This is a genomic window from Ruegeria sp. P8 (assembly GCF_056534665.1).
Genome location: NZ_JBQERC010000003.1, coordinates 191834 through 213115, shown reverse-complemented (window position 1 = coordinate 213115; position 21282 = coordinate 191834). Strand labels below are relative to the sequence as shown.

Annotated in this window: 21 protein-coding genes; 10 read left to right on the top strand and 11 right to left on the bottom strand. The window is 58.3% G+C overall.

Annotation, left to right across the window (positions count from 1 at the left end; all coding sequences use genetic code 11):
• Nucleotides 1-4: 4 nt before the first annotated feature.
• Nucleotides 5-544 carry a hypothetical protein gene (locus ACR0BZ_RS07400; protein WP_480919871.1) on the top strand — a complete coding sequence of 180 codons (540 nt, stop codon included), beginning with the start codon at nucleotides 5-7 and terminating at the stop codon, nucleotides 542-544.
• Between the two features lie 182 nt (nucleotides 545-726).
• Here ACR0BZ_RS07400 and ACR0BZ_RS07395 read toward each other — a convergent pair whose 3' ends face one another.
• Both ACR0BZ_RS07395 and ACR0BZ_RS07390 read right to left on the bottom strand, forming a co-directional pair.
• Nucleotides 727-1326, bottom strand: a complete 600-nt coding sequence (locus tag ACR0BZ_RS07395) for an REP-associated tyrosine transposase (protein WP_480919870.1) — start codon at nucleotides 1324-1326, stop codon at nucleotides 727-729.
• A 134-nt stretch (nucleotides 1327-1460) separates the two neighbouring features.
• Entirely contained in the window at nucleotides 1461-1898 is a 438-nt protein-coding gene (locus ACR0BZ_RS07390; protein WP_480919869.1) for a hypothetical protein, read from the bottom strand.
• A 532-nt stretch (nucleotides 1899-2430) separates the two neighbouring features.
• Here ACR0BZ_RS07390 and ACR0BZ_RS07385 point away from each other — a divergent pair.
• Nucleotides 2431-2637, top strand: a complete 207-nt coding sequence (locus tag ACR0BZ_RS07385; RefSeq protein WP_209506380.1) for a cold-shock protein — start codon at nucleotides 2431-2433, stop codon at nucleotides 2635-2637.
• A 169-nt stretch (nucleotides 2638-2806) separates the two neighbouring features.
• Nucleotides 2807-3361: a L,D-transpeptidase gene (locus ACR0BZ_RS07380; RefSeq protein WP_209506382.1), complete on the top strand. Its 555-nt coding sequence runs from the start codon at nucleotides 2807-2809 to the stop codon at nucleotides 3359-3361.
• Nucleotides 3362-3379: 18 nt separating this feature from the next.
• On the opposite strand, the gene ACR0BZ_RS07375 is transcribed toward ACR0BZ_RS07380, so the two are convergent.
• Nucleotides 3380-4006, bottom strand: coding sequence for an arylesterase (locus ACR0BZ_RS07375; protein WP_480919868.1), 627 nt, complete (start codon nucleotides 4004-4006; stop codon nucleotides 3380-3382).
• Nucleotides 4007-4071: 65 nt separating this feature from the next.
• Between ACR0BZ_RS07375 and ACR0BZ_RS07370 the strand changes: the two genes are divergently transcribed.
• Nucleotides 4072-4767 (top strand): ABC transporter ATP-binding protein, encoded by a 696-nt coding sequence (locus ACR0BZ_RS07370; protein ID WP_480919867.1) that lies wholly within the window; start codon nucleotides 4072-4074, stop codon nucleotides 4765-4767.
• Entirely contained in the window at nucleotides 4764-7292 is a 2529-nt protein-coding gene (locus ACR0BZ_RS07365; protein ID WP_480919866.1) for an ABC transporter permease, read from the top strand. The genes ACR0BZ_RS07370 and ACR0BZ_RS07365 overlap by 4 nt, the downstream gene beginning before the upstream one ends.
• 2 nt (nucleotides 7293-7294) lie before the next feature.
• On the opposite strand, the gene ACR0BZ_RS07360 is transcribed toward ACR0BZ_RS07365, so the two are convergent.
• Nucleotides 7295-7741 (bottom strand): RrF2 family transcriptional regulator, encoded by a 447-nt coding sequence (locus ACR0BZ_RS07360; protein ID WP_267366061.1) that lies wholly within the window; start codon nucleotides 7739-7741, stop codon nucleotides 7295-7297.
• A 93-nt stretch (nucleotides 7742-7834) separates the two neighbouring features.
• On the opposite strand from ACR0BZ_RS07360, the gene ACR0BZ_RS07355 reads away from it, so the two are divergent.
• A complete protein-coding gene (locus ACR0BZ_RS07355; protein WP_480495485.1) occupies nucleotides 7835-8404 on the top strand; it encodes a gamma-glutamylcyclotransferase family protein in 570 nt (189 codons plus the stop codon).
• Between the two features lie 52 nt (nucleotides 8405-8456).
• Here ACR0BZ_RS07355 and gltX read toward each other — a convergent pair whose 3' ends face one another.
• Nucleotides 8457-9782: a glutamate--tRNA ligase gene (gene gltX / locus ACR0BZ_RS07350; protein ID WP_480919865.1), complete on the bottom strand. Its 1326-nt coding sequence runs from the start codon at nucleotides 9780-9782 to the stop codon at nucleotides 8457-8459.
• Nucleotides 9783-9857: 75 nt separating this feature from the next.
• The gene (locus ACR0BZ_RS07345; RefSeq protein ID WP_480919864.1) at nucleotides 9858-10292 is read right to left on the bottom strand and encodes a DUF1801 domain-containing protein; all 435 of its coding nucleotides are present in this window, start codon (nucleotides 10290-10292) and stop codon (nucleotides 9858-9860) included.
• Between the two features lie 116 nt (nucleotides 10293-10408).
• Here ACR0BZ_RS07345 and ACR0BZ_RS07340 point away from each other — a divergent pair, with 116 nt between their 5' ends.
• Nucleotides 10409-11341 (top strand): MBL fold metallo-hydrolase, encoded by a 933-nt coding sequence (locus tag ACR0BZ_RS07340; protein ID WP_480919863.1) that lies wholly within the window; start codon nucleotides 10409-10411, stop codon nucleotides 11339-11341.
• A gap of 4 nt (nucleotides 11342-11345) precedes the next feature.
• Here the strand turns inward: ACR0BZ_RS07340 and ACR0BZ_RS07335 are convergent, their stop codons facing one another.
• The 3 genes from ACR0BZ_RS07335 to ACR0BZ_RS07325 all read right to left on the bottom strand — a co-directional run bounded on the left by ACR0BZ_RS07335 (nucleotide 11346) and on the right by ACR0BZ_RS07325 (nucleotide 15006).
• Nucleotides 11346-12677 (bottom strand): NAD(P)/FAD-dependent oxidoreductase, encoded by a 1332-nt coding sequence (locus ACR0BZ_RS07335; protein WP_480919862.1) that lies wholly within the window; start codon nucleotides 12675-12677, stop codon nucleotides 11346-11348.
• 137 nt (nucleotides 12678-12814) lie between these two features.
• Entirely contained in the window at nucleotides 12815-13039 is a 225-nt protein-coding gene (locus tag ACR0BZ_RS07330; protein ID WP_480919861.1) for a hypothetical protein, read from the bottom strand.
• Nucleotides 13040-13347: 308 nt separating this feature from the next.
• Nucleotides 13348-15006, bottom strand: a complete 1659-nt coding sequence (locus ACR0BZ_RS07325; RefSeq protein WP_480919860.1) for an NAD+ synthase — start codon at nucleotides 15004-15006, stop codon at nucleotides 13348-13350.
• Between the two features lie 153 nt (nucleotides 15007-15159).
• On the opposite strand from ACR0BZ_RS07325, the gene ACR0BZ_RS07320 reads away from it, so the two are divergent.
• Nucleotides 15160-16641, top strand: coding sequence for an MORN repeat-containing protein (locus ACR0BZ_RS07320; RefSeq protein ID WP_480919859.1), 1482 nt, complete (start codon nucleotides 15160-15162; stop codon nucleotides 16639-16641).
• A 4-nt stretch (nucleotides 16642-16645) separates the two neighbouring features.
• Here ACR0BZ_RS07320 and ACR0BZ_RS07315 read toward each other — a convergent pair whose 3' ends face one another.
• Complete coding sequence (locus tag ACR0BZ_RS07315; protein ID WP_480919858.1) at nucleotides 16646-17311, bottom strand: SDR family NAD(P)-dependent oxidoreductase; 666 nt, start codon at nucleotides 17309-17311, stop codon at nucleotides 16646-16648.
• 290 nt (nucleotides 17312-17601) lie between these two features.
• Here ACR0BZ_RS07315 and ACR0BZ_RS07310 point away from each other — a divergent pair, with 290 nt between their 5' ends.
• Complete coding sequence (locus ACR0BZ_RS07310) at nucleotides 17602-19170, top strand: 2-isopropylmalate synthase (RefSeq protein ID WP_267365497.1); 1569 nt, start codon at nucleotides 17602-17604, stop codon at nucleotides 19168-19170.
• A 105-nt stretch (nucleotides 19171-19275) separates the two neighbouring features.
• On the opposite strand, the gene ACR0BZ_RS07305 is transcribed toward ACR0BZ_RS07310, so the two are convergent.
• Nucleotides 19276-20061 (bottom strand): 23S rRNA (adenine(2030)-N(6))-methyltransferase RlmJ, encoded by a 786-nt coding sequence (locus tag ACR0BZ_RS07305; RefSeq protein ID WP_480919857.1) that lies wholly within the window; start codon nucleotides 20059-20061, stop codon nucleotides 19276-19278.
• 155 nt (nucleotides 20062-20216) lie between these two features.
• Between ACR0BZ_RS07305 and ACR0BZ_RS07300 the strand changes: the two genes are divergently transcribed.
• Nucleotides 20217-21263, top strand: a complete 1047-nt coding sequence (locus ACR0BZ_RS07300) for a rod shape-determining protein (RefSeq protein ID WP_039523195.1) — start codon at nucleotides 20217-20219, stop codon at nucleotides 21261-21263.
• Nucleotides 21264-21282 lie beyond the last annotated feature (19 nt).

The window sequence follows — 21282 nt, the reverse complement described above, 5'->3', positions numbered from 1 at the left end:
CTTAATGATTAAGTTAGCGACGCGCAGCGCTCAGATTTCTGCTTTCCTGGTTTGCGGCGCAAGTAGCGCATTGGCTGACACGCCAATGAAGGTTGCCACCTTTGCCGCGCCAGCGGATTTCACTCATTTCTTGCATAAGCACGATGGTGGGCAGGGAAAATTCGATTTCACAGACAAATGGGTGGATCCAGAAAAGTCTGATGTGATTATGGTTTTCATAGAAAATCGGGAAGATATCGATTTTGTTCCGGCAAAACTCTACATTTCATTCCAAACTGTTTTGTCGATGTTTGATGCACATTTTTATGAAATACCAAGCCGTGTCTATGGCGATACATTAAATTCTGACGTTTACATTGTGTCCGTTTCAAGATTGCAAAACAAGTTGGTAGAAGACGGATTTTCGACAGAGCAGGCTCAAAAGGGTGCATTTATTTCGTGCTTTGCAGCCGGCTTGGTTGAGGATTTTTATCGCCAAGGAAATCTAAATGCGAACCATCGCAGAATTGGAGACACATGTGTGGAATACCTAGAAAACAAGTAAGCGTAAGTTGAGTTCTCGCTCCCTTTACGCCAACTGGTAGGCCGGGCTTCAGCCCGCCACCCCTCGAAACACCCACACCTTTACCAACATCCGCCGATGAATGGCCTCAAAACCCTTCAATCGCTCTGAGGGGAATGGTGAATGCCGGGCTGAAGCCCGGCCTACGGGGGGTGTTCTTTGTGTCACGGTTCTCCGAACGCGCCGCCCGTCACACCGCCGCTCCATTCCGGATCAACCCGGCCCGCACGGATATCGCGATGGATCGACGAATACGGCCAATCGGTCGGGCGGGCCACCAACCCGTGCTTGACCGGGTTCCCCCAACAATACGCCATATGATTACGATAATCCCGTTCGTCCCGAATGGTATGCTCCCAAAACCGACGCTGCCAAACCGCCCCTTCGCGTTTGTTGGCCCGTAGGCCGGGCTTCAGCCCGGCATATCTGCCGGATGTGACGACGGGTAGGTGCGTGAGTTCGGGTGCCGGGCTGAAGCCCGGCCTACGGTTTGCCTTGTTCACGCCCATGGTGAACCGCGCCTTGATCGCACCCCACCGTGTGGAATAATCCGCATCGCCCGGCGGCAAGGTCCACACCGCGTGCAGATGATCGGGCAACACCACAAACGCATCGCACCAAAACGGACGCTCCCGCTGCGCTTCGGCAAAAGCCGCGCGCAGATGTGCGACCTCGCGGATCAACAGGTCCGATGACCGGTCGGCCAGCGACACCGTAAAGAAATATCTGACTCCGGGAATGCGGACGCGGCGATAATCACTCATGCGCGCAAGGTGGCGCAGGTATGACTACCAAGTGGTTAACACGCACCTTTTCAGGCAACCATCGCAGGTCGGCAGGCCCACCAACCTCCGGCGTCACATATCACAGCATTCAAGGATGATTGCAGGTGCAGCGCTTACCCGAACCGGTTGCCGCGCAGCCGTCCGACACCGAACAGCCCTGTCAGCGCCCCAACCAGCAGCAGCCAACTGGCCGGAAGCGGCACGGCCGAGACGTTCACGTCCACCGGCGTTTCTTCGGACCCTGGCTCATTGCACCACAGCTCGCAGAATTCGGGCCCGGAGTCGTCCACGACCTCTGTCCGTTCAGCCAAAACCTCCGGCCAATGCTTCGGCCTTCCACGTTCAGCCAAACGAGGACGTCTTTCCTTACGGCGCGGCTTCTCTTTCGCGAAGACTGGCGCCTTCAACTCGCGTTCGAACTCAAAAGTGTTGAAAAATCTGACACCGCCTTCACGCGCGCCCGGCGTCGAACCCTCTGTTCCATATGGAACAGTCAGGGCCTGCGCGGCTCCGGCCCAGCACAACAAGGTTATCGTACAGACAACTTTCATATCCGCCCCCACGGCTGCCTGAAAGTATAGCACCGGATCGCAGATTTTCCAAACATAGTGATTAATGAATAATAACCGTCAGTTGTGAGAAGACCCCCCGCTCAATGGGTCAGAACAACACTGGTTCTGAACACGTGCCTGCAACGAAAAAGTGTCACTCTCCCGCGCAGGCGTGGCCCGTGGTGACCGCTCCGCATGGCTGACCAGGAAAGTGTGGGTCCGGGTTTTTCACCGCCGTCGCGCGTATCAACAGACAGGGTGGTCAGAGCGCCCGTGACGCTGTTAATCACCGCCAAATCCGCCTGAAACCCATCAGCGGATTCTTGTACAAATTGGGCTTTCTGCCTTCTGGCCCCTGTACAATCCGTACAAACCACTCTTGCCACAGGCTTACCTCAATGCCATATGCAAGGTGCTAACGTTTTTCTATTTCGACCTACTGTCTCCTTCTACGGCGCTCAGTCTATCGATCCAGACCTACGACGCCAGGCTGCCGCAACTCCGTGGGCAGCACCAAACAGGAGACACGGATATGCCAGCAGGCACCGTAAAATGGTTCAACACCACTAAAGGCTACGGCTTTATCGCGCCCGAAGATGGCGGCAAGGACATCTTCGTCCACATCTCGTCCGTCGAACGCTCGGGCCTGACCGGTTTGGCCGACAACCAGAAAGTCACGTACGAACTGCGTTCGGGTCGTGACGGCCGCGAGAGCGCCGACAACATCCAGCTTGCATAAGCTCTTGAAAGGGTGAGGGAAACCCCTCACCCTTTTGTTCAACCGCTGCCGTTTCAGGTGGCCGATTGATCACATCACGGATGCGTGATGCTTGCCCCAGAATTGACCAAATAACATATCATGATGAAACTGGTTCTTGGGTTTCATTGGTCAATTGATGAGGGTTTCGATGTTTACACGCCGAGTTTTTCTGGCCGGAACAGCAGCCACGCTGCTGCCGGGCATCGCCAGCGCCAAGAAAGCGGTCGAGTATGATCCGACACCGCAATTCGTGCGCATCAAAAAGCAGTTCCTGCCCGGGCAGCTGCTGGTCGCCCCCCGTTCATTCTATCTTTACTATGTCACCGAACCACGCAAAGCGATCCGCTATGGCTGCGGCGTCGGCAAGGCAGGTCTGGAATTCACCGGCACCGCTACCATCGATGTGAAGAAGGAATGGCCGACCTGGCGCCCGACCCAAGAGATGATCCAACGCGATCCGGTCGCCTACGCTAAATTCAAGGACAATGACTATGTCCAGCCGGGAGGTGGGGATAACCCCCTCGGCGCACGCGCGATGTATTTGTTCCAGAACGGTGTCGATACCTATTTCCGAATCCACGGCACGACACAGCCACAAACCATAGGCAGGGCGGTGTCAAACGGGTGCATTCGGATGCTGAATGAACATGTCATCGATCTGTATAACCGGGTCCCCATCGGAACGGTTGTTACGGTCGTCTGATCGCTATCACAGGGATGGCTAACCTTCCCCGCCCGCCTGCGTCACGAGTTGCAGCACGGTCGGACCCATTGCGTCGACGATTTTCGCCACCCCTGCCGCATTTGGATGAATGCCGTCCGATTGCATGAAGTGCGATACGGTCGCGGGGTCGCCCTCCGCTGCAAGCCCCTCGAAGAAACTGCTGAAAAACAGGGCTTCAAACTCCTGCGCCAGTGCGGGGTACATGCCATCGAATGCCCGCTTGTATTCAGCGCCGTAGTTGCCCGGCGCCTGCAATCCGATCAACAAGACAGGAACCTTTGTATCGCGTGCAACCTGAAGTATCTTGCGCAGATTGGCTTGCGAAACTGCAGGATCGATCCCGCGCAACACGTCATTCCCGCCTAAGGCAACGATCAGTCCGTCCACATCGGGTGTCAGGGTCCATTCTACCCGCGCAGCGCCACCCGCCGTTGTATCGCCCGAAACGCCTGCGTTGATAACGCGAACATCTTCGCCCTTCGCCTGCAACCAACGGTCAAGCTGGGGAACAAACCCGTTCTCCTCCACCAGCCCGTAGCCTTGCGTCAGCGAGTCCCCAAGGGCTGCGATCACCACCTGATCGGCTGTGGCCGCAAAACCGCAGAACACAAATGGACTTGCCATCAAAACCTTGCGCAATACGGTGATCACTCCATATCCCAAAAACCGCTCCTTTATCGGGAAGACCCATGACGCCTGCTGTTCTCGCTCTTCAGAATGCCGCTTTATCGCTGGATGGCAATGCCGGGCGGGTCGATATTTTGCATGACATCACGTTGACCGTGAACAGGGGGGAAACGCTGGGGCTGATCGGGCCATCGGGGTCGGGAAAATCGTCGCTGTTGATGCTGATGGGTGGGTTGGAACAGGCAACAAGTGGTCAAATCTTGGCCTTGGATCAGAATTTGACAAGCATGGACGAGGACGCCCTGGCGCGGTTTCGGCGCGACAACATGGGCGTCGTGTTTCAGAATTTCCACCTGATCCCAACGATGACCGCGTTGGAGAACGTGGCGACACCGCTGGAACTGGCAGGGCACAAAGATGCGTTTCACCGGGCTGAGACTGAACTGAATGCCGTGGGGTTATCCCATCGTCGCGATCATTACCCGGCGCAGTTGTCGGGCGGCGAGCAGCAACGAGTTGCCCTGGCGCGTGCATCGGCACCACGCCCCAAGATCTTGCTGGCGGACGAACCAACCGGGAATCTGGACGAGACAAACGGTGCCGCGATTGTTGATTTGCTGTTCGGGCTTCGGCGCAAATATGATGCGACGCTGGTTCTTGTAACGCACAGCCGTTCACTGGCTGAACGATGTGACCGGGTGATCAGGCTGCGCGACGGCAGGATTGCCGAAATGACCCGGCAGGAGGCCGCAGAATGAGCCTTCGGCTGGCCGCGCGGCTGGCCCGTCGAGAGTTGCGCGGGGGCCTGCGCGGCTTTCGCATCTTTCTGGCCTGTCTGGCCTTGGGCGTCGCAGCCATCGCAGCCGTCGGATCGGTGAGTCAGGCGATTCAGACCGGGCTGACCCGTGAAGGCGCATCCCTGCTGGGCGGCGATGCCGAGCTTGAGTTCACCTATCGTTTTGCTACTGAGGCCGAGCGCCTCTGGATGCAGCAGTCATCCGAACAGGTGTCAGAAATTGTCGATTTCCGCTCGATGGCGGTTGTGCCCCGCGACGCCGGGCCGGAACGTGCGCTGACCCAGGTCAAATCTGTGGATAAGGCTTACCCGCTCATCGGATCGGTCAAACTGGAGCCGGGCATCACGCTGGACGACGCCCTGAATGGCAGGTCCGGATTACCCGGTGCCATTATGGAACCCGTTCTGATAGACCGGCTTGGTTTGTCGGTCGGTGATCACTTCGCGCTTGGCACGCAAGAGTTCATTCTGATGGCCGCACTTCGGAATGAACCCGACAGCGCCGCGGCTGGTTTTGCCTTGGGGCCACGTACAATGGTGCGTACCGAAGCGTTGCAGGCATCTGGCCTGCTGGAGCCCGGAACGCTTTTTTCGACCAGGTACCGGCTGACCTTGCCCCAAGACGCGAACCTGTCGGAGGTGTCCGCAAGAGCCAGCGCGGCGCTTGAAGGCTCGGGGATGCGCTGGAGCGATGCGCGCAACGGCGCGCCGGGCATATCGGAATTCGTCAACCGCCTGAGTGCCTTTCTGGTCCTTGTCGGGTTGTCGGGGCTTGCCGTCGGTGGCATCGGTGTGTCCGCCGCCGTGCGGGCCTATCTGAGCCAGAAAACGGAAACCATTGCGACATTGCGGACATTGGGGGCGGATCGCGCTACCATTTTTCAAACTTACCTGATTCAAATCGGAGTGCTTTCCCTGACCGGCATTGTAATTGGGCTGGTGCTGGGCGGGGTGGCTCCGCTTTTGCTGGCACCGCTGCTGGAATACCGGTTGCCGGTTCCGGCGGTGTTCTCGCTCTATCCGCGACCGCTGATCGAGGCCGCACTTTATGGCTTGCTGACAGCGTTTCTGTTCACGCTCTGGCCGCTGGCCAGAACCGAAGATGTGCGCGCCGCAACTCTGTTTCGCGATGCGCTGACCGCAGCTCGTCCCATCCCACGCGCGGTTTACGTCGTGGCAACCGGGATTGGATTGGCGTCCCTGATCGCGATTGCGTCCTGGTTCAGCGGCTCAACGCGCCTAACCCTGTGGACCAGTGGCGGACTAGCGGGCGCACTGATCCTGCTGGCGCTCGCAGCCTATGCCATTCGCAAACTGGCACGGGCCGGAACACCTTTGGCGCGGGGCCGCCCTGCCCTGCGATGGGCTTTGTCCGCCATCTCTGATCCGCGTGAGGGTGCGGGGTCAGTGGTTTTGTCACTTGGTCTGGGTTTGTCAGTGCTGGCGGCGGTTGGGCAGATTGACGGCACGCTGCGCAATGCGATCTCCGGCAATCTGCCGGATGTCGCGCCCTCATACTTCTTTGTCGATATTCAAAAAGACCAGATGCCCGGTTTTACCGAACGGCTGCAAACCGATCCTGCTGTCAGCCGCATTGAAAGCGCACCAATGCTGCGGGGCATCATCACCCAGATAAACGGTCGCCCTGCGCGCGAGGTGGCCGGAGATCATTGGGTTCTGGAGGGAGATCGCGGCGTCACCTATTCAGCCCGCCCCCCGGCAAATGCACGGGTGACAGCGGGGGAGTGGTGGGCAGAGGATTATTCTGGCGCACCACAGATCAGCTTTGCAGCCGAAGAAGCCGAAGAGATGGGTCTGAAACTGGGCGATCAGGTAACTGTCAACATCCTGGGGCGGGATATCACCGCAGAGCTGACCTCAACCCGAGAGGTGGATTTTTCCACAGCGGGTATGGGTTTTGTCATGTCGATGAACCCGTCGGCACTGGCGGGTGCGCCACACAGCTTTATTGCGACGGTATATGCAGAAGAACAGGCCGAGGCCGCCATTCTGCGAGATCTTGCAGGCCAGTTCCCGAACATCACGGCCATCCGTGTGCGCGACGCAATTGACCGTGTTTCGGGCCTTTTGGCAGGGATCGCCGCCGCAACCTCGTATGGCGCGGGCGTGTCTTTGTTGACAGGATTCCTGGTGCTGATCGGGGCGGCAGCCGCCGGCGAACCCGCCCGCAGATACGAGGCGGCAATCCTCAAGACGCTGGGGACTGACCGTGGCCGCATCCTGCGCAGTTTTGGACTACGCTCGGTCCTGCTGGGCGTCGCAGCGGGCTGCGTCGCCTTGCTGGTTGGCATCCTGGGCGGATGGGCTGTGGCCACCTACATCTTCGACACAGGTTTTACCGTGATCTGGTCTTCGGCCTTTGGCATCGTTCTGGCCGGTGTCGGCGTCACGCTCTGCGCAGGTTTCGCATTCGCGCTGCGCCCTCTCTCTGCCCGGCCAGCCCGCATTTTGCGGGCCAGCGACTAAGGTCAGCGTACGCAGGCCACGGGCTGCAACAGCTTCAGCAACGGGTCGTTGTCACAAACCAGCGCATCCAACGACACTTCGTCCAGAGATGCATAGAAAACTTCCGCCGCATCCTGCAATGCCAGCCGCAGCCTACAGGCATCGGTCAAAGGACAGGTGTTGTCCGCATCCGCAAAACACTCGGCGATGGGCAAGGCCCCTTCGACGTGCCTGAACACCGCGCCGATCCGGATTTGGCTTGCCGGACGCGCCAACGACATACCGCCGTTGCGGCCGCGCTGAGTGCTCAGGTAATTCAACTGGCTTAACTGGTTGATCACCTGAGCCAGATGGTTTTCCGAGATGTTGCAGACTTCGGCGATCTCGGCTTTGGTGACCAGCCGGTCCGGGTGTGCGGCGCAATACATCAACAGGCGCACAGCGATATTCGTCCGTTTGGTAATCCGCATGAAGGCCTCCCTGAATAAAAGATGAAGCCTTATTGCATGTCGCGGAAAAAAGCGGTTTGACATACATCAATCGACCCAAAGGACACCTCTCGCATGGCCGACCCCTATTTCTTTGGTTATGGAAGCCTTGTGAACCTCGCCACACATGATTTTCCCGACCCCCGCCCAGCAAAACTGAAGGGGTGGAAACGCGCATGGCGACACACTGATCTGCGCCCGGTCGCGTTCCTGACAGCTGTCCCGGACCCCGAGTCTGAGATCGAAGGCATGATCGCACATGTCCCCAAGAACGACTGGGCTGCGCTGGATGAACGGGAATGGGCCTATGACCGAATTCCGGCAACCCGGTCGGTTTCACATCCGCTGAAACATGAAGTTGAAATAGCTGTCTACGCCGTCCCGCAGGATCGGCACAACGAGCCCAGCAACCGCCATCCCTTGCTGCTCAGCTATATCGACGTTGTTGTTCAGGGTTATTTGCGGGCGTTTGGAGAAGACGGGGCAGACCGGTTCTTTGCAACAACCAGCGGATGGGATGCCCCGATCCTGAATGACCGGGCCGAGCCACGTTACCCGCGACATCAACAACTCAAACCTGTCGAGCGTGATTTTGTCGATGACCGCCTGACCGGTTTGTCGGTTCGGATTGAACAACCGGTTTGACGACAAAGGGCCACGCCGAGGGCGTGGCCCTTAAATGTCGTGTACTACCGCGTTAGCCGCGCGCGCGGATCACCTGCAGCAACGGCAGCAACGCCGCCATTTCCGGGCCACGTTCTGCACCTGTCAACGCCTTGCGCAGCGGCATGAACAGGCCTTTTCCCTTGCGGCCTGTTGCCTCTTTCACGGCGTTGGTCCAAGCTCCCCAGGTTTCACCATCGAACGGGCCTTCGGGCAGCAGCGACATGGCCTTAGCGATGAATTCGCGATCTTCATCGGCAACCAACGGTTCGGCGCCGTCACGGCACAGGTCCCACCACCCTTTGAGGTCGGTCAAAGTGGTGATGTTTTCCCGCGCCATGGCCCAGAACGGTTCGGCCAGTTCGGCAGGCACCCCGGCATCCGCGACAGCATCGGCCACATTCGCCAGCGGCAGCGATTGCAGGTATTTGGCGGTCAGCGGGAACAGGTCCTGCACGTCGAACTTGGTCGGCGCGGCACCAAACCGGCTCACGTCAAAGCCGTCGATCAACTCGGCCATATCCGAGCGCAGCTCTACCGGATCGGACGAACCCAGTCGCGCCATCAGGCTCAGCAGTGCCATCGGCTGCACGCCCTGTTCACGCAGATCGCGCAGGGCCAGCGTACCCAGGCGTTTCGACAGAGCTTCGCCCTGCGGGCCGGTCAGCAGCGAGTGATGCGCAAAGCGCGGGCAATCCCCGCCCAGTGCCTTGATGATCTGAATCTGGGTCGCAGTGTTGGTCACGTGATCCGAGCCGCGCACGACATCAGTCACGCCCATTTCAGTGTCGTCCACCACCGACGCAATCGTATAAAGAACCTGCCCATCACCTCGGATCAGCACCGGATCAGAGACCGAGGCCGCATCGATCGAGATGTCGCCCAGAATACCGTCGGTCCACTCGATCCGTTCGTGATCCAGCTTGAAACGCCAGACACCGTTGCCACGTTCAGCGCGCAGCGCATCCTTCTCGGCATCCGACAGGTTCAGCGCGGCGCGGTCATAAACCGGCGGCTTGCCCATGTTCAGCTGTTTCTTGCGCTTCAGGTCCAGCTCGGTCGGCGTCTCAAACGCTTCATAGAACCGCCCCATCGCGCGCAACTTGTCAGCCGCTTCGGCGTAGCGGTCCAAACGGTCGGATTGACGCTCGACACGATCCCAGTGCAAACCCAGCCAATCAAGATCCTGTTTGATGGCATCGACATATTCCTCTTTCGAGCGTTCGGGGTCGGTGTCATCGATGCGCAGGATGAACGTACCACCCGCCTTGCGGGCGATCAGATAGTTCATCAGGGCGGTGCGCAGGTTGCCCACATGGATGTAACCGGTGGGCGACGGGGCGAAACGGGTGGTTGTCATGGGTGTCTCCTGTTGGCGCGGCTCTTGTCACATGGGCGCGTTTTTGTCCAGCCGCCGCTTGATCCATCAGGTGATTCAACGCGGTTCCACGGGCCATATCCTGCCTAGGTCGTCCAACCCGGCGCGGATGAGTTCCGACAGAACCTGCATGTCGATATCCGACAGCGTGTTCACATACAGGCAGGACTTTCCCAGCTTGTGCTTGCCCAACCGGGCCAGAATGCCGCTAAAATCCGCGTAACCCGGCATGACATAGATCACCAGCGCCGACTTGCGCGGGGAAAACCCGGTTGCCAGAAAATCGCCCTCCCGGCCCGAGGCGTAGCGATAGTGATAACGGCCATACCCGATCATCGACGGCCCCCACATGACCGGATCAAACCCGGTTGTAGCCCGAAACAGTTCATCCAGAGCGCGCGCCTCCTCGGCCCGACGTTCTGATTGGACCGAATTAAGGAAATCTTTTACACTTTGATCCGTTGGAACGGTTTTGTTCTGCGATCGCGACATGAACAAAAATTAACACGTATTGTTCATCCATGCACCCTACGTGGATGTCGTAACATCTGGTCAGAATCTCACACCGTTCTAGTTTTTCTAAAGGTGTTCTGTCAGGGAGAACGATAATGACGATCAAACTTACGCGCCGTGCCGCCTTGGGAACTGCTGCCGCCTTACCGTTTGCCACGGCAGCAGCGCCGATTTTGGCCGCAGGCTCTGACGCCAAGGCCAACTCGACCATCGCCAAATCCTTCAAGGTCGGCGACTTTACCGTCACGACCCTGCTGGATGGCAGCCTGCCGCGTGACGGCGCCAAGGATATCTTTGGCGGAGGAGCGTCTGATGAAGACTTCGCAAAGGTTTCGGCAGAGAACTTTATTCCCGCCGACACCGCCCAGTTCTTCTTCACCCCCTCACTGGTCAACACCGGATCGGAACTGGTGTTGTTCGACACCGGTCTGGGGCAGGGTGGCATTCAGGCCGCTTTGGCCGATGCAGGTGTCAGCCCGGATCAGATCGACGTTGTCGTGCTGACCCATATGCATCCAGACCATATTGGCGGCATGACAACGGATGGCGCACCGACATTTGCCAACGCACGCTATGTGACCTCGGCAACGGAATACGATTTCTGGTCCGCGCAAGAGTCCGGAAACAATGTCGGTGATCTTGTGGCCGCAAAAGTCACGCCGCTGGCCGAGAAGATAAGCTTTATCGGTGATGGAGAGCAAGTGGCATCGGGCATAACTGCGGTTGCGGCCCACGGCCATACTCCGGGCCATACGGTCTATCATCTGGAAAGCAACGGACAGCGCCTTCTGCTGACAGCGGATTTGGCCAACCATTACGTGTGGTCCTTTGCCCATCCGGAATGGGAGGTTCGGTTTGACATGGACAAGGCCGCCGCGACAGCCGCGCGCCGTAATGTTCTTGGCATGCTGGCAGCCGACAAGGTGCCGATGGTCGGCTATCACATGCCCTTCCCTGCCGCGGGCTTTGTCGAGACACGAGGCGAGGGCTTCCGCTTTGTTCCGGTCAGCTATCAGATGATGGGCTAAGCCCCTAGTAACCCGGATCCGGTCGCACCTTTGAGCCGTCGGTGAACCGAGACAGGCGGAACGCGGTCGGATCCACACAAGGGGTTGAATCAGTGACAAGGTCAGCCATCAGGCGGCCGGCGCCGGGCCCGATGCCAAAGCCGTGGCCGGAAAAGCCCGTGGCGATATACATACCCGGCATGTCATCCACGCCCGAGATTACGGGAATGGCGTCGGGGGTAACATCAATCATACCCGCCCAACTTTGGACGATTTCACTGTCCTGCAAGGCAGGGAACCCTTTTCGTGCACTGGCCCAGGCTTGTCGCAAAAACTTCTGCGAAGGTTCAGGATCCAAAACCCGGCACAGCTCGAACGGGGTCACGTCGGTCGGCAACCATTTTCTGTTCTGACGGGCCTCGATAGCCCACTGTTTTGACCAGCGAAAACGCAGGGATTTCCATTCCTGCGCAAAGGCAAAACGAAACTGCAACCCCAGCCGGAAACTGTCTGGCACGATATCGACCGTGTTCTGATGTCCCGACGCGATGGTGTGCCCGCCATCTGCGCGCTTTCGGATCGCAAAATCATCCGACCATAGCGCAGTTTCGGGCCCATCTTTCACCGGAGAGGTCCGCAGAACTGTGTTCAGAACCTTAAGCTGCGGCAGGTTGATACCTGCATTACCCGCAAACAGACGCGACCACGCACCCCCCGCCAAAACCACGCGCCCGCAGGCGACCTTGCCGCGTTCGGTGAATACACCAGCAATACGCCCATCCTGAATGTCCACACTTCGCACAGCACAGCCTGTCATGATCACAGCACCTAGACGACGTGCGGCTTCGGCAATGGCCGGGGCGGCCCATTGCGGTTCAGCCCGCCCGTCCTGCGGCATGTACAGAGCAGATGTCAGGCCGGTTTCGTGCCCGTGCAACAACTCTGCCAACTCGCGTCCCGACACCATTTTTGCCCCGGTCTGCAATCCTTCCACATGGCGCATCCAACGCTTCAGGTTGACTTCTCCCCGCTTGCCGGACGCGCCGAAAAGAATGCCGGATTGCGCATAGCCGGTATTGCCATCCAGGCGGGCATCAAGGGTCTGCCAGATCCGCAACGCCTCTTGCATCAGGGGAATTTCGCGGGGGTCACGCATGCCCAAACGCACCCACCCCCAATTGCGCGAGCTTTGTTCAGCCGCAATCTGACCCTTTTCGCACAAAAGGACGGAAGCGCCGCGTTCTGCCAGTTCCAGCGCGGTTGAAACGCCGATTATGCCGCCGCCAACAACGACAACATCAACAGATTTGGGAAGGGCAAGATCGGATTCTACGGGGTTCGGTTTTGGTGCCGTCATAAATACGCATTACTCTGTCGCCTGAACCCGTATGGGGACCAAGGTCCAGAAGTTTGGCAACACGAATTGTCACAACGTCGGCACTATTTTTTACGCCTGTGGCCCAGACGCCAATGGCAACGAAAATCCTCAGCACATCACACTGCGCCGGACAGTTCCGCCCATTTCTGACGCAGCTTCGCGGTTAATCCGGTGTCATTTTGCACGGTCTGCGCGGTTACGTCCTTCTGCGGCAACAAGCTTGGAAACTCAGCCCGAAGCGACGCCGCTGCCTGTTCGTCGGACAGCCGCTGTTCATTCAGGACACCGGCAATCGCCGCTTCCAGCTTTTCCTCATCCAACTCTTGCGGCGGAGATTCCATTGTCCGCCGGGTCAAAAGAGCATGATGCGATCCTTGATATTCCTCATACATGTCAAAACCAAACCATTTACTCAGACATCCAACCCCGGATGCGTCACACTTCATCAAAATCAACTCGCGACTTTGAGAATTGCGTCGCACCCGCCCCACATCGGGCAATTTTCAAGCTAAAATGTGGCAGAAAGTTGGCGTCACAACAAGTCAGAGTCCGGTTTTAGCGCCTGTGGCGGGCCCATAACGAGAAATCGGAAAACAATCAAAGGGAGGGAAACTTTACTGTTTCCAAGTCAGCGCACGAATTGCGGCAATCAGGTGCGATCGCGCCAGCGATTCACAATTGGATACCGCCGATCCAGCCAGAACGCGCGGTTGCTCAGGCGCGTGCCGGGGGCGGACTGAAACCGTTTATACTCGCTGATATAGACCAGATGTTCGACCCGCTGTGCATCTGCTTCGTTGTACCCGGCGGCGACACAGTCTGCGATCGATCCGTCCTGATCGACCAGGATCTCAAGTATTCCGTCCAGAACCGGGTAATCCGGCAGGCTATCGCTGTCTTTCTGATCTTCGCGCAGTTCCGCACTGGGCGGTTTGTCGATGACAGACGGACGGATCACTTCGCCTGCAGGGCCCATCATCCAGTCTCGGTGATTGGCATTGCGCCAGCGGCAGGTTTCGAACACACGGGTCTTGTACAAATCCTTGATCGGATTATAGCCGCCGTTCATGTCGCCATAGATCGTGGCATAGCCCACGGCGACCTCGGATTTGTTGCCGGTGGTCAACAGCATTTCGCCGAACTTGTTCGAGATCGCCATCAACAGCAACCCGCGCAGGCGGGATTGAATGTTTTCTTCGGTCAACCCTTCATCCAGCCCTGCAAACAGCGGTGCCAAAGTACTGGTAACGGCTGCGCGACTGTCCGAGATCGGCACGTAGTCATAATGCACGCCCAGCGCTTTGGCGACCGCCTCGGCATCGTCAAGCGAGGCCTGGCTGGTGTATTCCGACGGCAGCATCACGCAACGGACATTTTCGGCCCCGATGGCATCGACCGCAATGGTCGCGACCAGCGCGGAATCGACCCCGCCGGACAAGCCCAGCAGCGCCTTTTTGAATCCCGTTTTCCCCATGTAGTCGCGAAGGGACTGCACCATCGCGCGATAATCCTGCTCCCACTCATCCGGTTGGGGCACGATTTCACCTGATGCGATCCGCCAGCCGTCTTCGCCGCGCTCAAGATCGACATGCGAGAGCAGCTCGTCGAAAACAGGCATCCGGAACGCCAATTCCCCGCCCGGGTTCAGGCCAAAACTGGCACCGTCAAAGACCTGATCATCCTGCCCGCCAACCATATTCAGGTAAATCAGCGGCAGTCCCGTTTCGACCACGCGCGCGACCATATGGTTCAGTCGCACATCGTATTTATCCCGGAAATAGGGCGACCCGTTGGGGATCAACAAAAACTCGGCCCCGGTTTCCTCCAGCGTTTCTGCCACGTCCGGGTGCCAGCTGTCTTCACAGATCGGGCTGCCAATCCGGAAATTCCCTACCGAATACGGCCCACCCAGAGGTCCCGCATCGTAAAGGCGCACTTCGTCGAACACCGTCTCATTCGGCAGGTGGTGCTTCAGAACCTTGCTGGTGATCCGGCCACCCTTCAGGATCAGGTAGGCGTTGTACAGCTTTCCATCATCGACCCAGGGACCACCTACGGCAATTGCAGGACCTTCGGCGCATTTTGCAGCCAGCGCTTCGACCGCAGACATGGCCGCGCGGTGGAATACCGGTTTGAGAACCAGATCCTGCGTGTTGTAGCCGGTGATGAACATCTCAGGGAAAGCCACCAGATTCGCGCCCGCTGCTTTGCCTTGTTCCCATGCCGCAACGGCCTTTGCCGCGTTGCCTTCGATATCGCCAACCGTCGGATTCAGTTGCGCCAGAGTGATGCGGAAACGGTCGGCCATGCTGCCCTCTTGCCTCGTAAGTCCTATTGCCATTTAGCAGATCACCGCGCGAGTAAAAGACCAATGCGGCAAAAGCCGTTGCTCTGCCTGCAACGGTACCTTAGTTTTGCGCAAGAGATATCACCAGCGACGACCGGGCAGACAGGACCAGAAATGAACGTGATCCGAAACTCAATTTTGGCGGCGGGGATGAGCCTGGCGGCTGCCACTGCTTTCGCGCAGGACGGGACTGTCATCGTCAAGGATGATGAAGTTGGCGGTGTCTATGAAGGCACTTACGAGAACGGGTTGCGGCACGGGACAGGAACGTACCGGCTGCCGAACGGATTTGAATACACCGGGCAATGGGTAGAAGGCGAAATTCAGGGTCAGGGTACCACACACTACCCCGACGGGTCAGTCTACGAAGGCATGTTCGCCAAGGGTCAACCCGAAGGGCGCGGCAAGATCATCTATGCCAATGGCAGCAGCTACGATGGCGATTGGTCGAACGGATCAATCAACGGCACCGGCATTGCTGAATTCGCGAACGGCACGCGCTATGAGGGTGAATTCAGGAACGCCCAGCGACATGGCAAAGGCGTGCTGAGTTTTCCCGACGGATACATCTATGATGGCGACTGGGTCGACGGTGAACGGCAGGGCAAAGCAAAGATCACATATGCCGATGGCAGCGTTTACGAGGGCGACGTCAACGCAGGTTTGCGCGATGGCACCGGCACACAGACAATGCCAGACGGGATGGTGTATTCAGGGGATTGGTCCGGGGACCAGATCACCGGGATGGGTAACCTGACCTACTCCAACGGTGACGTATACGAAGGCGAGCTTCTAGAAGGGCGCCGTCACGGCAAGGGCAAAGTGACCCACGCCCAAGGGGATGTGTACGAAGGCGATTTTGTCGACGACCGTCGCCACGGCAAAGGAACGTTCACCGGAACGGACGGCTTTGTGTATACCGGCGACTGGAACGCCGGGCAGATTGAAGGCCTTGGCGAAGTGACCTATCCGGATGGCTCTGTCTATGTCGGCGATTTCGTTGCCGATCTGGCCGAAGGAAACGGCAGCATCACCTATCCGGACGGATCGACCTATGAAGGCGAATGGATCGCGGGTGTTATCGAGGGTCAGGGCACGGCCACCTATACCAATGGTATGATCTACAAAGGCCAATTCAAGAACGCGCAAAGCCACGGCAAGGGTGTGGTTACGCGCGCAGATGGCTCGGTATATGACGGCGACTGGGTTGAAGGCGTGCGTCAGGGCAAAGGCAAGGCGACCTATTCCGATGGCACGGTATATACCGGCGATTTCCTGAACGGAAAACGGCACGGCAAAGGGGAAATCATAACCCCTGTCGGGTTCAAGTATACGGGCGACTGGTCGGACGGAAAAATCAACGGCGTGGGTACCGCGACCTACTCGAACGGGGATGTGTATGAGGGCAGCTTTGTCGACAACAAACGGCAGGGCAGTGGGACGATGCGCTATGCCAACGGCCAGGAGGAAAGCGGTGTCTGGGAAAACGGCGTGTTGCCGGATCAGACCTCGGACCAGCAGAGCGACGCTGACACCCCTGCCCCGCAACCCAACCCGGACGCAAATACAGAGGCAACCGGAACCTCGGACGGTTGAAGGCTCACCACGGGACCCGCTTACCGGCCCAATCATAGAACCCTCCTGTATCAGCGAGCGTTAACCCGCGTATCACGTTCAACAGGTTATTGGCGGCTGCTTCAGGTTCGGCGGCAGGATGACGACCCAGGTATTTGTTCGTGAACTCTGTTTTTACTGTGCCGGGGTGAAGGGCGACGCAAATCGCCTGTTTATGTGTTCGGGCCAATTCAATTGCGGCAGTACGGACGACCTGATTGACCGCTGCCTTGGCCGCACGGTAGCTGATCCAGCCGCCTGTTCGATTATCCCCGATTGATCCCACCCGCGCCGACAGCACCGCGAATACAGATCGTCTATGTCGCGGCAACAGATGATACGCGCGGCTTAGCACCAATGCCGGACCAACGGCATTCAACGCGAACTGATCCATCATGGCACTGGCTGAAATCGCCCGAAGGGTTTTTTCCGGCACAGCGCCGTTTATCTCTAAGGCACCCGAAGCCACCAGAATCAGATCAAACTGACCTGGTAGGTTATCAAGCTTCAGCATCACCCCGGCCGGATCGGTCAGGTCAAAGCCTTCTTCCGACCGGGACAAACGCGTGACCGAAACGCCCTGCTCAACCAGCCGTCTGGTAACAGCTGCGCCAATCCCGCCAGAAGCGCCAATTATCAATGCAGTTTCCATCCGTGATCAGCTAGCGGCGCAGTGCGAACAATCAAGGCGGTCGAAACAAGGGCAGTTGCCAGAAGTTCGCGTATTGCAAATTGGTTCTTTTCATTCCCGGCGGGCTCTGTATAACCTCAATCCCATGATCAACCGCGCAGATATCCCTTGTGTCGACACCGCCCTTCGCGGTGCGTCGCTGCGTGGCCTACTGATCCTAATCCGCCTCTGAGCGTGCCATCCGGCGCGCCCGCTCAGAGGAGGACGCCAGCGCGCCATAGGCTTTAGGACAGAAGAAGAAAGAGAACCCCATGACCAACGTGACCGACCAAGACCGCGTCTTGATCTTCGATACCACTTTGCGCGACGGCGAGCAGAGCCCCGGCGCCACCATGACCCATGACGAAAAGCTCGAAATCGCCGAGCTGCTGGACGACATGGGCGTCGATATCATCGAGGCCGGTTTCCCCATCGCGTCCGAAGGCGATTTCAAGGCTGTGACCGAAATTGCACAGCGGTCGAAAAACAGCCGTATCTGCGGTCTGGCCCGCGCAAATTTTGCCGATATCGACCGCTGCTGGGAGGCGGTAAAACACGCCGAGAAAAACCGCATTCACACGTTCATCGGCACTTCGCCGCTGCATCGCGCCATCCCGAACCTGACGATGGACGAGATGGCCGACAAGATCCACGAAACGGTCAGCCACGCGCGCAACCTGTGCGAAAACGTGCAGTGGTCTCCGATGGACGCGACCCGAACCGAATGGGATTACCTGTGCCGGGTGATCGAGATCGCAATCAAGGCCGGGGCAACCACGATCAACATCCCGGATACGGTGGGCTATACCGCTCCGGTGGAAAGCGCGGACCTGATCAAGCGTCTGATCGAAACGGTGCCGGGGGCGGATGACGTGATCTTTGCCACCCACTGCCACAACGACCTTGGCATGGCGACCGCGAACTCGCTGGCCGCTGTCGCTGGCGGTGCCCGCCAGATTGAGTGCACCATCAACGGTCTGGGCGAACGCGCTGGCAACACGGCGCTGGAAGAAGTTGTCATGGCACTGCGCACGCGCAACGATATCATGCCGTGGCACACTGGCATCGACACCACCAAGATCATGCACATCTCGCGTCGGGTTGCGACGGTCTCGGGCTTTCCGGTGCAGTTCAACAAGGCAATTGTCGGCAAGAACGCTTTTGCCCATGAAAGTGGCATCCATCAGGACGGGATGCTGAAAAACCGCGAAAACTTTGAAATCATGCGTCCTGAGGACATTGGTCTTTCGGGAACATCCTTGCCGCTTGGCAAACATTCGGGCCGCGCAGCCTTGCGCGACAAGCTCGAAACGCTGGGGTTTGAGGTGGGCGACAACCAGCTCAAGGATATCTTCGTCCGGTTCAAGGACCTGGCAGATCGCAAGAAAGAGGTGTTCGACGACGATCTCATTGCACTGATGACGCTGGACGAGGCTGACGACCACCTGCAACTGGTTTCGATGAAGGTGACTTGCGGCACGGGTGGTCAGGCGGAATCGACGGTCGAACTGGAGGTTGAAGGCGTGGACAAAACCGCCACCGAACATGGCGACGGCCCGGTGGATGCGACCTTTAAGGCGATCCGTGCGATTTACCCCAACACAGCACGGCTTCAGCTTTATCAGGTTCATGCCGTAACCGAGGGCACGGACGCACAGGCGACGGTTTCCGTGCGCCTGGAAGAGGATGGCATGATCGCAACCGGCCAGTCGGCAAACACCGACACCGTCGTGGCGTCAGCAAAGGCTTATATCCACGCTCTCAACCGCCTGATTGTGCGCCGTGAAAAAGCTGGACCAGGCGCGGATGCGCGCGAGATCAGCTATAAAGACCTGACGTGATTGCATAAATCATCCGGGCAACCGCAAGTTTGGTTGCCCGGAAAATCCAACACGACCCACGGTGATGGATTGGGTGCTTTATCCCGACCAGCGTCTCGTCTGCTGCTAAAGCTGCGCGAAAAGCTTGGAAAGGCGGTTCATTTCGTCGCCGATACCGAACGGCGCGTTCACAACAAACATACCTGACCCAATCATCCGGTGCCCCTCACGCGCAGGCGGGAATGTCACTTCGTGGCAAATGGCTTTGGGGTAGTTTCGCGATTTGAGCGCCGCAGTCATCCCAGCATGTCGATTGTCCGTCAGGATCGGGTACCAAAGGGCAATCACGCCCACATTCCACTTGCGGTGCAGCTTGGCGAAAATGCCGGGCAAGCGGTCATAATCGGCTTTCACCTCGTAACTGGGGTCAATCAGCATCATGCCCCGGCGCGGAGCTGGAGGCAGCAAGGACTGCGCCAGATCGAACCCATCCTGCTGATAGACTTTCGCCCCAAACGGCGACATCGCCAACGACAGGGCCGCAAATTCCTGTGGGTGCAGTTCCGCGAGGTGCAAACTGTCCTGTTCCCGCAACATAGTCGCTGCAATCATCGGCGATCCCGGATAGGCCATGTCGCCGTACCGGGCCTGTACCTGCTTCAGGACCTGCGCCATCGGGTGGTCGGGCCCGAACCACCCTTGCCGCTGTGCGCGACCGATCCCTGCCTCTGCCTCTCCTGTCCGAATGGATTCGTCTGCATCCAACCGGTACAACCCACGCCCGGAATGCGTTTCGATATAGCTGAGCGGCTTGTCCTTGCGTGTCAGATAATCCAGCACCCACGCCAGTAAAGCGTGCTTTTGGACATCCGCCAGATTCCCGGCGTGGTAAATGTGTTGATAAGAGAGCATTTTGCCTTCTAAAGTCCCATTCAATAAGGCGGAAAGGTGCTGATTGTCGCGGAATCAGCCCTTTTACCGGGCGTGATGGCACCCTATAAGTCATCCGTCCCGGAACCGTCGAGTCGCGGGCAGTAGAAAACCGACATTACAGGATCAGGGAAAACATGGGGATCTTTGGCAATCTGGGCGGCCTGTTCACAGCGGACATGGCTATCGACCTTGGAACAGCAAACACGCTGGTTTACGTCAAGGGGCGCGGTGTCATCCTGTCTGAACCTTCGGTTGTGGCCTATCACGTCAAGGACGGTGTGAAGAAAGTTCTGGCAGTTGGCGAAGATGCCAAGCTGATGCTGGGTCGGACGCCCGGTTCGATCGAAGCCATCCGCCCCATGCGCGAAGGTGTGATCGCGGATTTTGATACTGCCGAAGAAATGATCAAGCACTTCATCCGCAAGGTGCACAAACGCTCGACCTTCTCGAAACCCAAGATCATTGTCTGCGTTCCTCATGGCGCAACCCCGGTCGAAAAACGTGCAATTCGGCAGTCGGTCCTGTCAGCAGGTGCCCGTCGCGCGGGCCTGATTGCCGAACCGATTGCGGCCGCAATCGGGGCCGGCATGCCGATCACCGACCCGACCGGCAACATGGTTGTTGATATTGGCGGGGGCACTACCGAGGTTGCTGTTCTGTCGTTGGGAGACATTGTCTATGCCCGTTCGGTCCGCGTTGGTGGTGACCGGATGGACGAGGCCATCATTTCCTACCTGCGTCGCCAGCAGAACCTGCTGGTAGGTGAATCCACGGCTGAACGCATCAAGACAACCATTGGTACCGCCCGCATGCCCGACGACGGGCGCGGTCAGTCGATGCATATCCGGGGGCGTGATCTGTTGAACGGCGTGCCCAAGGAAATCGAGATCAGCCAGGCCCAGGTGGCCGAAGCGCTGTCAGAGCCCGTGCAACAGATCTGCGAGGCGGTTATGACCGCGCTTGAGACAACGCCCCCCGATTTGGCTGCGGACATTGTCGACCGTGGTGTGATGCTGACCGGCGGCGGCGCGCTGCTGGGCGATTTGGACCTGGCCCTACGCGAACAGACCGGCCTGGCGGTATCCATTGCGGACGAAAGCCTGAATTGTGTGGCTTTGGGCACCGGCAAAGCACTGGAATATGAAAAACAGCTGCGCCACGCGATTGACTACGAAAGCTAAGGCGCGCACCCTCGGAAGA

Excerpts from the sequence above, each read along its gene's own strand:
- ACR0BZ_RS07390 (WP_480919869.1), bottom strand. The coding sequence starts at position 1,898 with ATGAAAGTTGTCTGTACGATAACCTTGTTGTGCTGGGCCGGAGCCGCG.
- ACR0BZ_RS07330 (WP_480919861.1), bottom strand. The coding sequence starts at position 13,039 with ATGGAATCTCCGCCGCAAGAGTTGGATGAGGAAAAGCTGGAAGCGGCG.
- ACR0BZ_RS07315 (WP_480919858.1), bottom strand. The coding sequence starts at position 17,311 with ATGGAAACTGCATTGATAATTGGCGCTTCTGGCGGGATTGGCGCAGCT.
- ACR0BZ_RS07400 (WP_480919871.1), top strand. The coding sequence starts at position 5 with ATGATTAAGTTAGCGACGCGCAGCGCTCAGATTTCTGCTTTCCTGGTT.
- gltX (WP_480919865.1), bottom strand. The coding sequence starts at position 9,782 with ATGACAACCACCCGTTTCGCCCCGTCGCCCACCGGTTACATCCATGTG.
- ACR0BZ_RS07340 (WP_480919863.1), top strand. The coding sequence starts at position 10,409 with ATGACGATCAAACTTACGCGCCGTGCCGCCTTGGGAACTGCTGCCGCC.
- ACR0BZ_RS07335 (WP_480919862.1), bottom strand. The coding sequence starts at position 12,677 with ATGACGGCACCAAAACCGAACCCCGTAGAATCCGATCTTGCCCTTCCC.
- ACR0BZ_RS07370 (WP_480919867.1), top strand. The coding sequence starts at position 4,072 with ATGACGCCTGCTGTTCTCGCTCTTCAGAATGCCGCTTTATCGCTGGAT.
- ACR0BZ_RS07375 (WP_480919868.1), bottom strand. The coding sequence starts at position 4,006 with ATGGCAAGTCCATTTGTGTTCTGCGGTTTTGCGGCCACAGCCGATCAG.
- ACR0BZ_RS07300 (WP_039523195.1), top strand. The coding sequence starts at position 20,217 with ATGGGGATCTTTGGCAATCTGGGCGGCCTGTTCACAGCGGACATGGCT.
- ACR0BZ_RS07385 (WP_209506380.1), top strand. The coding sequence starts at position 2,431 with ATGCCAGCAGGCACCGTAAAATGGTTCAACACCACTAAAGGCTACGGC.
- ACR0BZ_RS07345 (WP_480919864.1), bottom strand. The coding sequence starts at position 10,292 with ATGTCGCGATCGCAGAACAAAACCGTTCCAACGGATCAAAGTGTAAAA.
- ACR0BZ_RS07305 (WP_480919857.1), bottom strand. The coding sequence starts at position 20,061 with ATGCTCTCTTATCAACACATTTACCACGCCGGGAATCTGGCGGATGTC.
- ACR0BZ_RS07325 (WP_480919860.1), bottom strand. The coding sequence starts at position 15,006 with ATGGCCGACCGTTTCCGCATCACTCTGGCGCAACTGAATCCGACGGTT.
- ACR0BZ_RS07365 (WP_480919866.1), top strand. The coding sequence starts at position 4,764 with ATGAGCCTTCGGCTGGCCGCGCGGCTGGCCCGTCGAGAGTTGCGCGGG.
- ACR0BZ_RS07310 (WP_267365497.1), top strand. The coding sequence starts at position 17,602 with ATGACCAACGTGACCGACCAAGACCGCGTCTTGATCTTCGATACCACT.
- ACR0BZ_RS07380 (WP_209506382.1), top strand. The coding sequence starts at position 2,807 with ATGTTTACACGCCGAGTTTTTCTGGCCGGAACAGCAGCCACGCTGCTG.
- ACR0BZ_RS07355 (WP_480495485.1), top strand. The coding sequence starts at position 7,835 with ATGGCCGACCCCTATTTCTTTGGTTATGGAAGCCTTGTGAACCTCGCC.
- ACR0BZ_RS07360 (WP_267366061.1), bottom strand. The coding sequence starts at position 7,741 with ATGCGGATTACCAAACGGACGAATATCGCTGTGCGCCTGTTGATGTAT.
- ACR0BZ_RS07395 (WP_480919870.1), bottom strand. The coding sequence starts at position 1,326 with ATGAGTGATTATCGCCGCGTCCGCATTCCCGGAGTCAGATATTTCTTT.
- ACR0BZ_RS07320 (WP_480919859.1), top strand. The coding sequence starts at position 15,160 with ATGAACGTGATCCGAAACTCAATTTTGGCGGCGGGGATGAGCCTGGCG.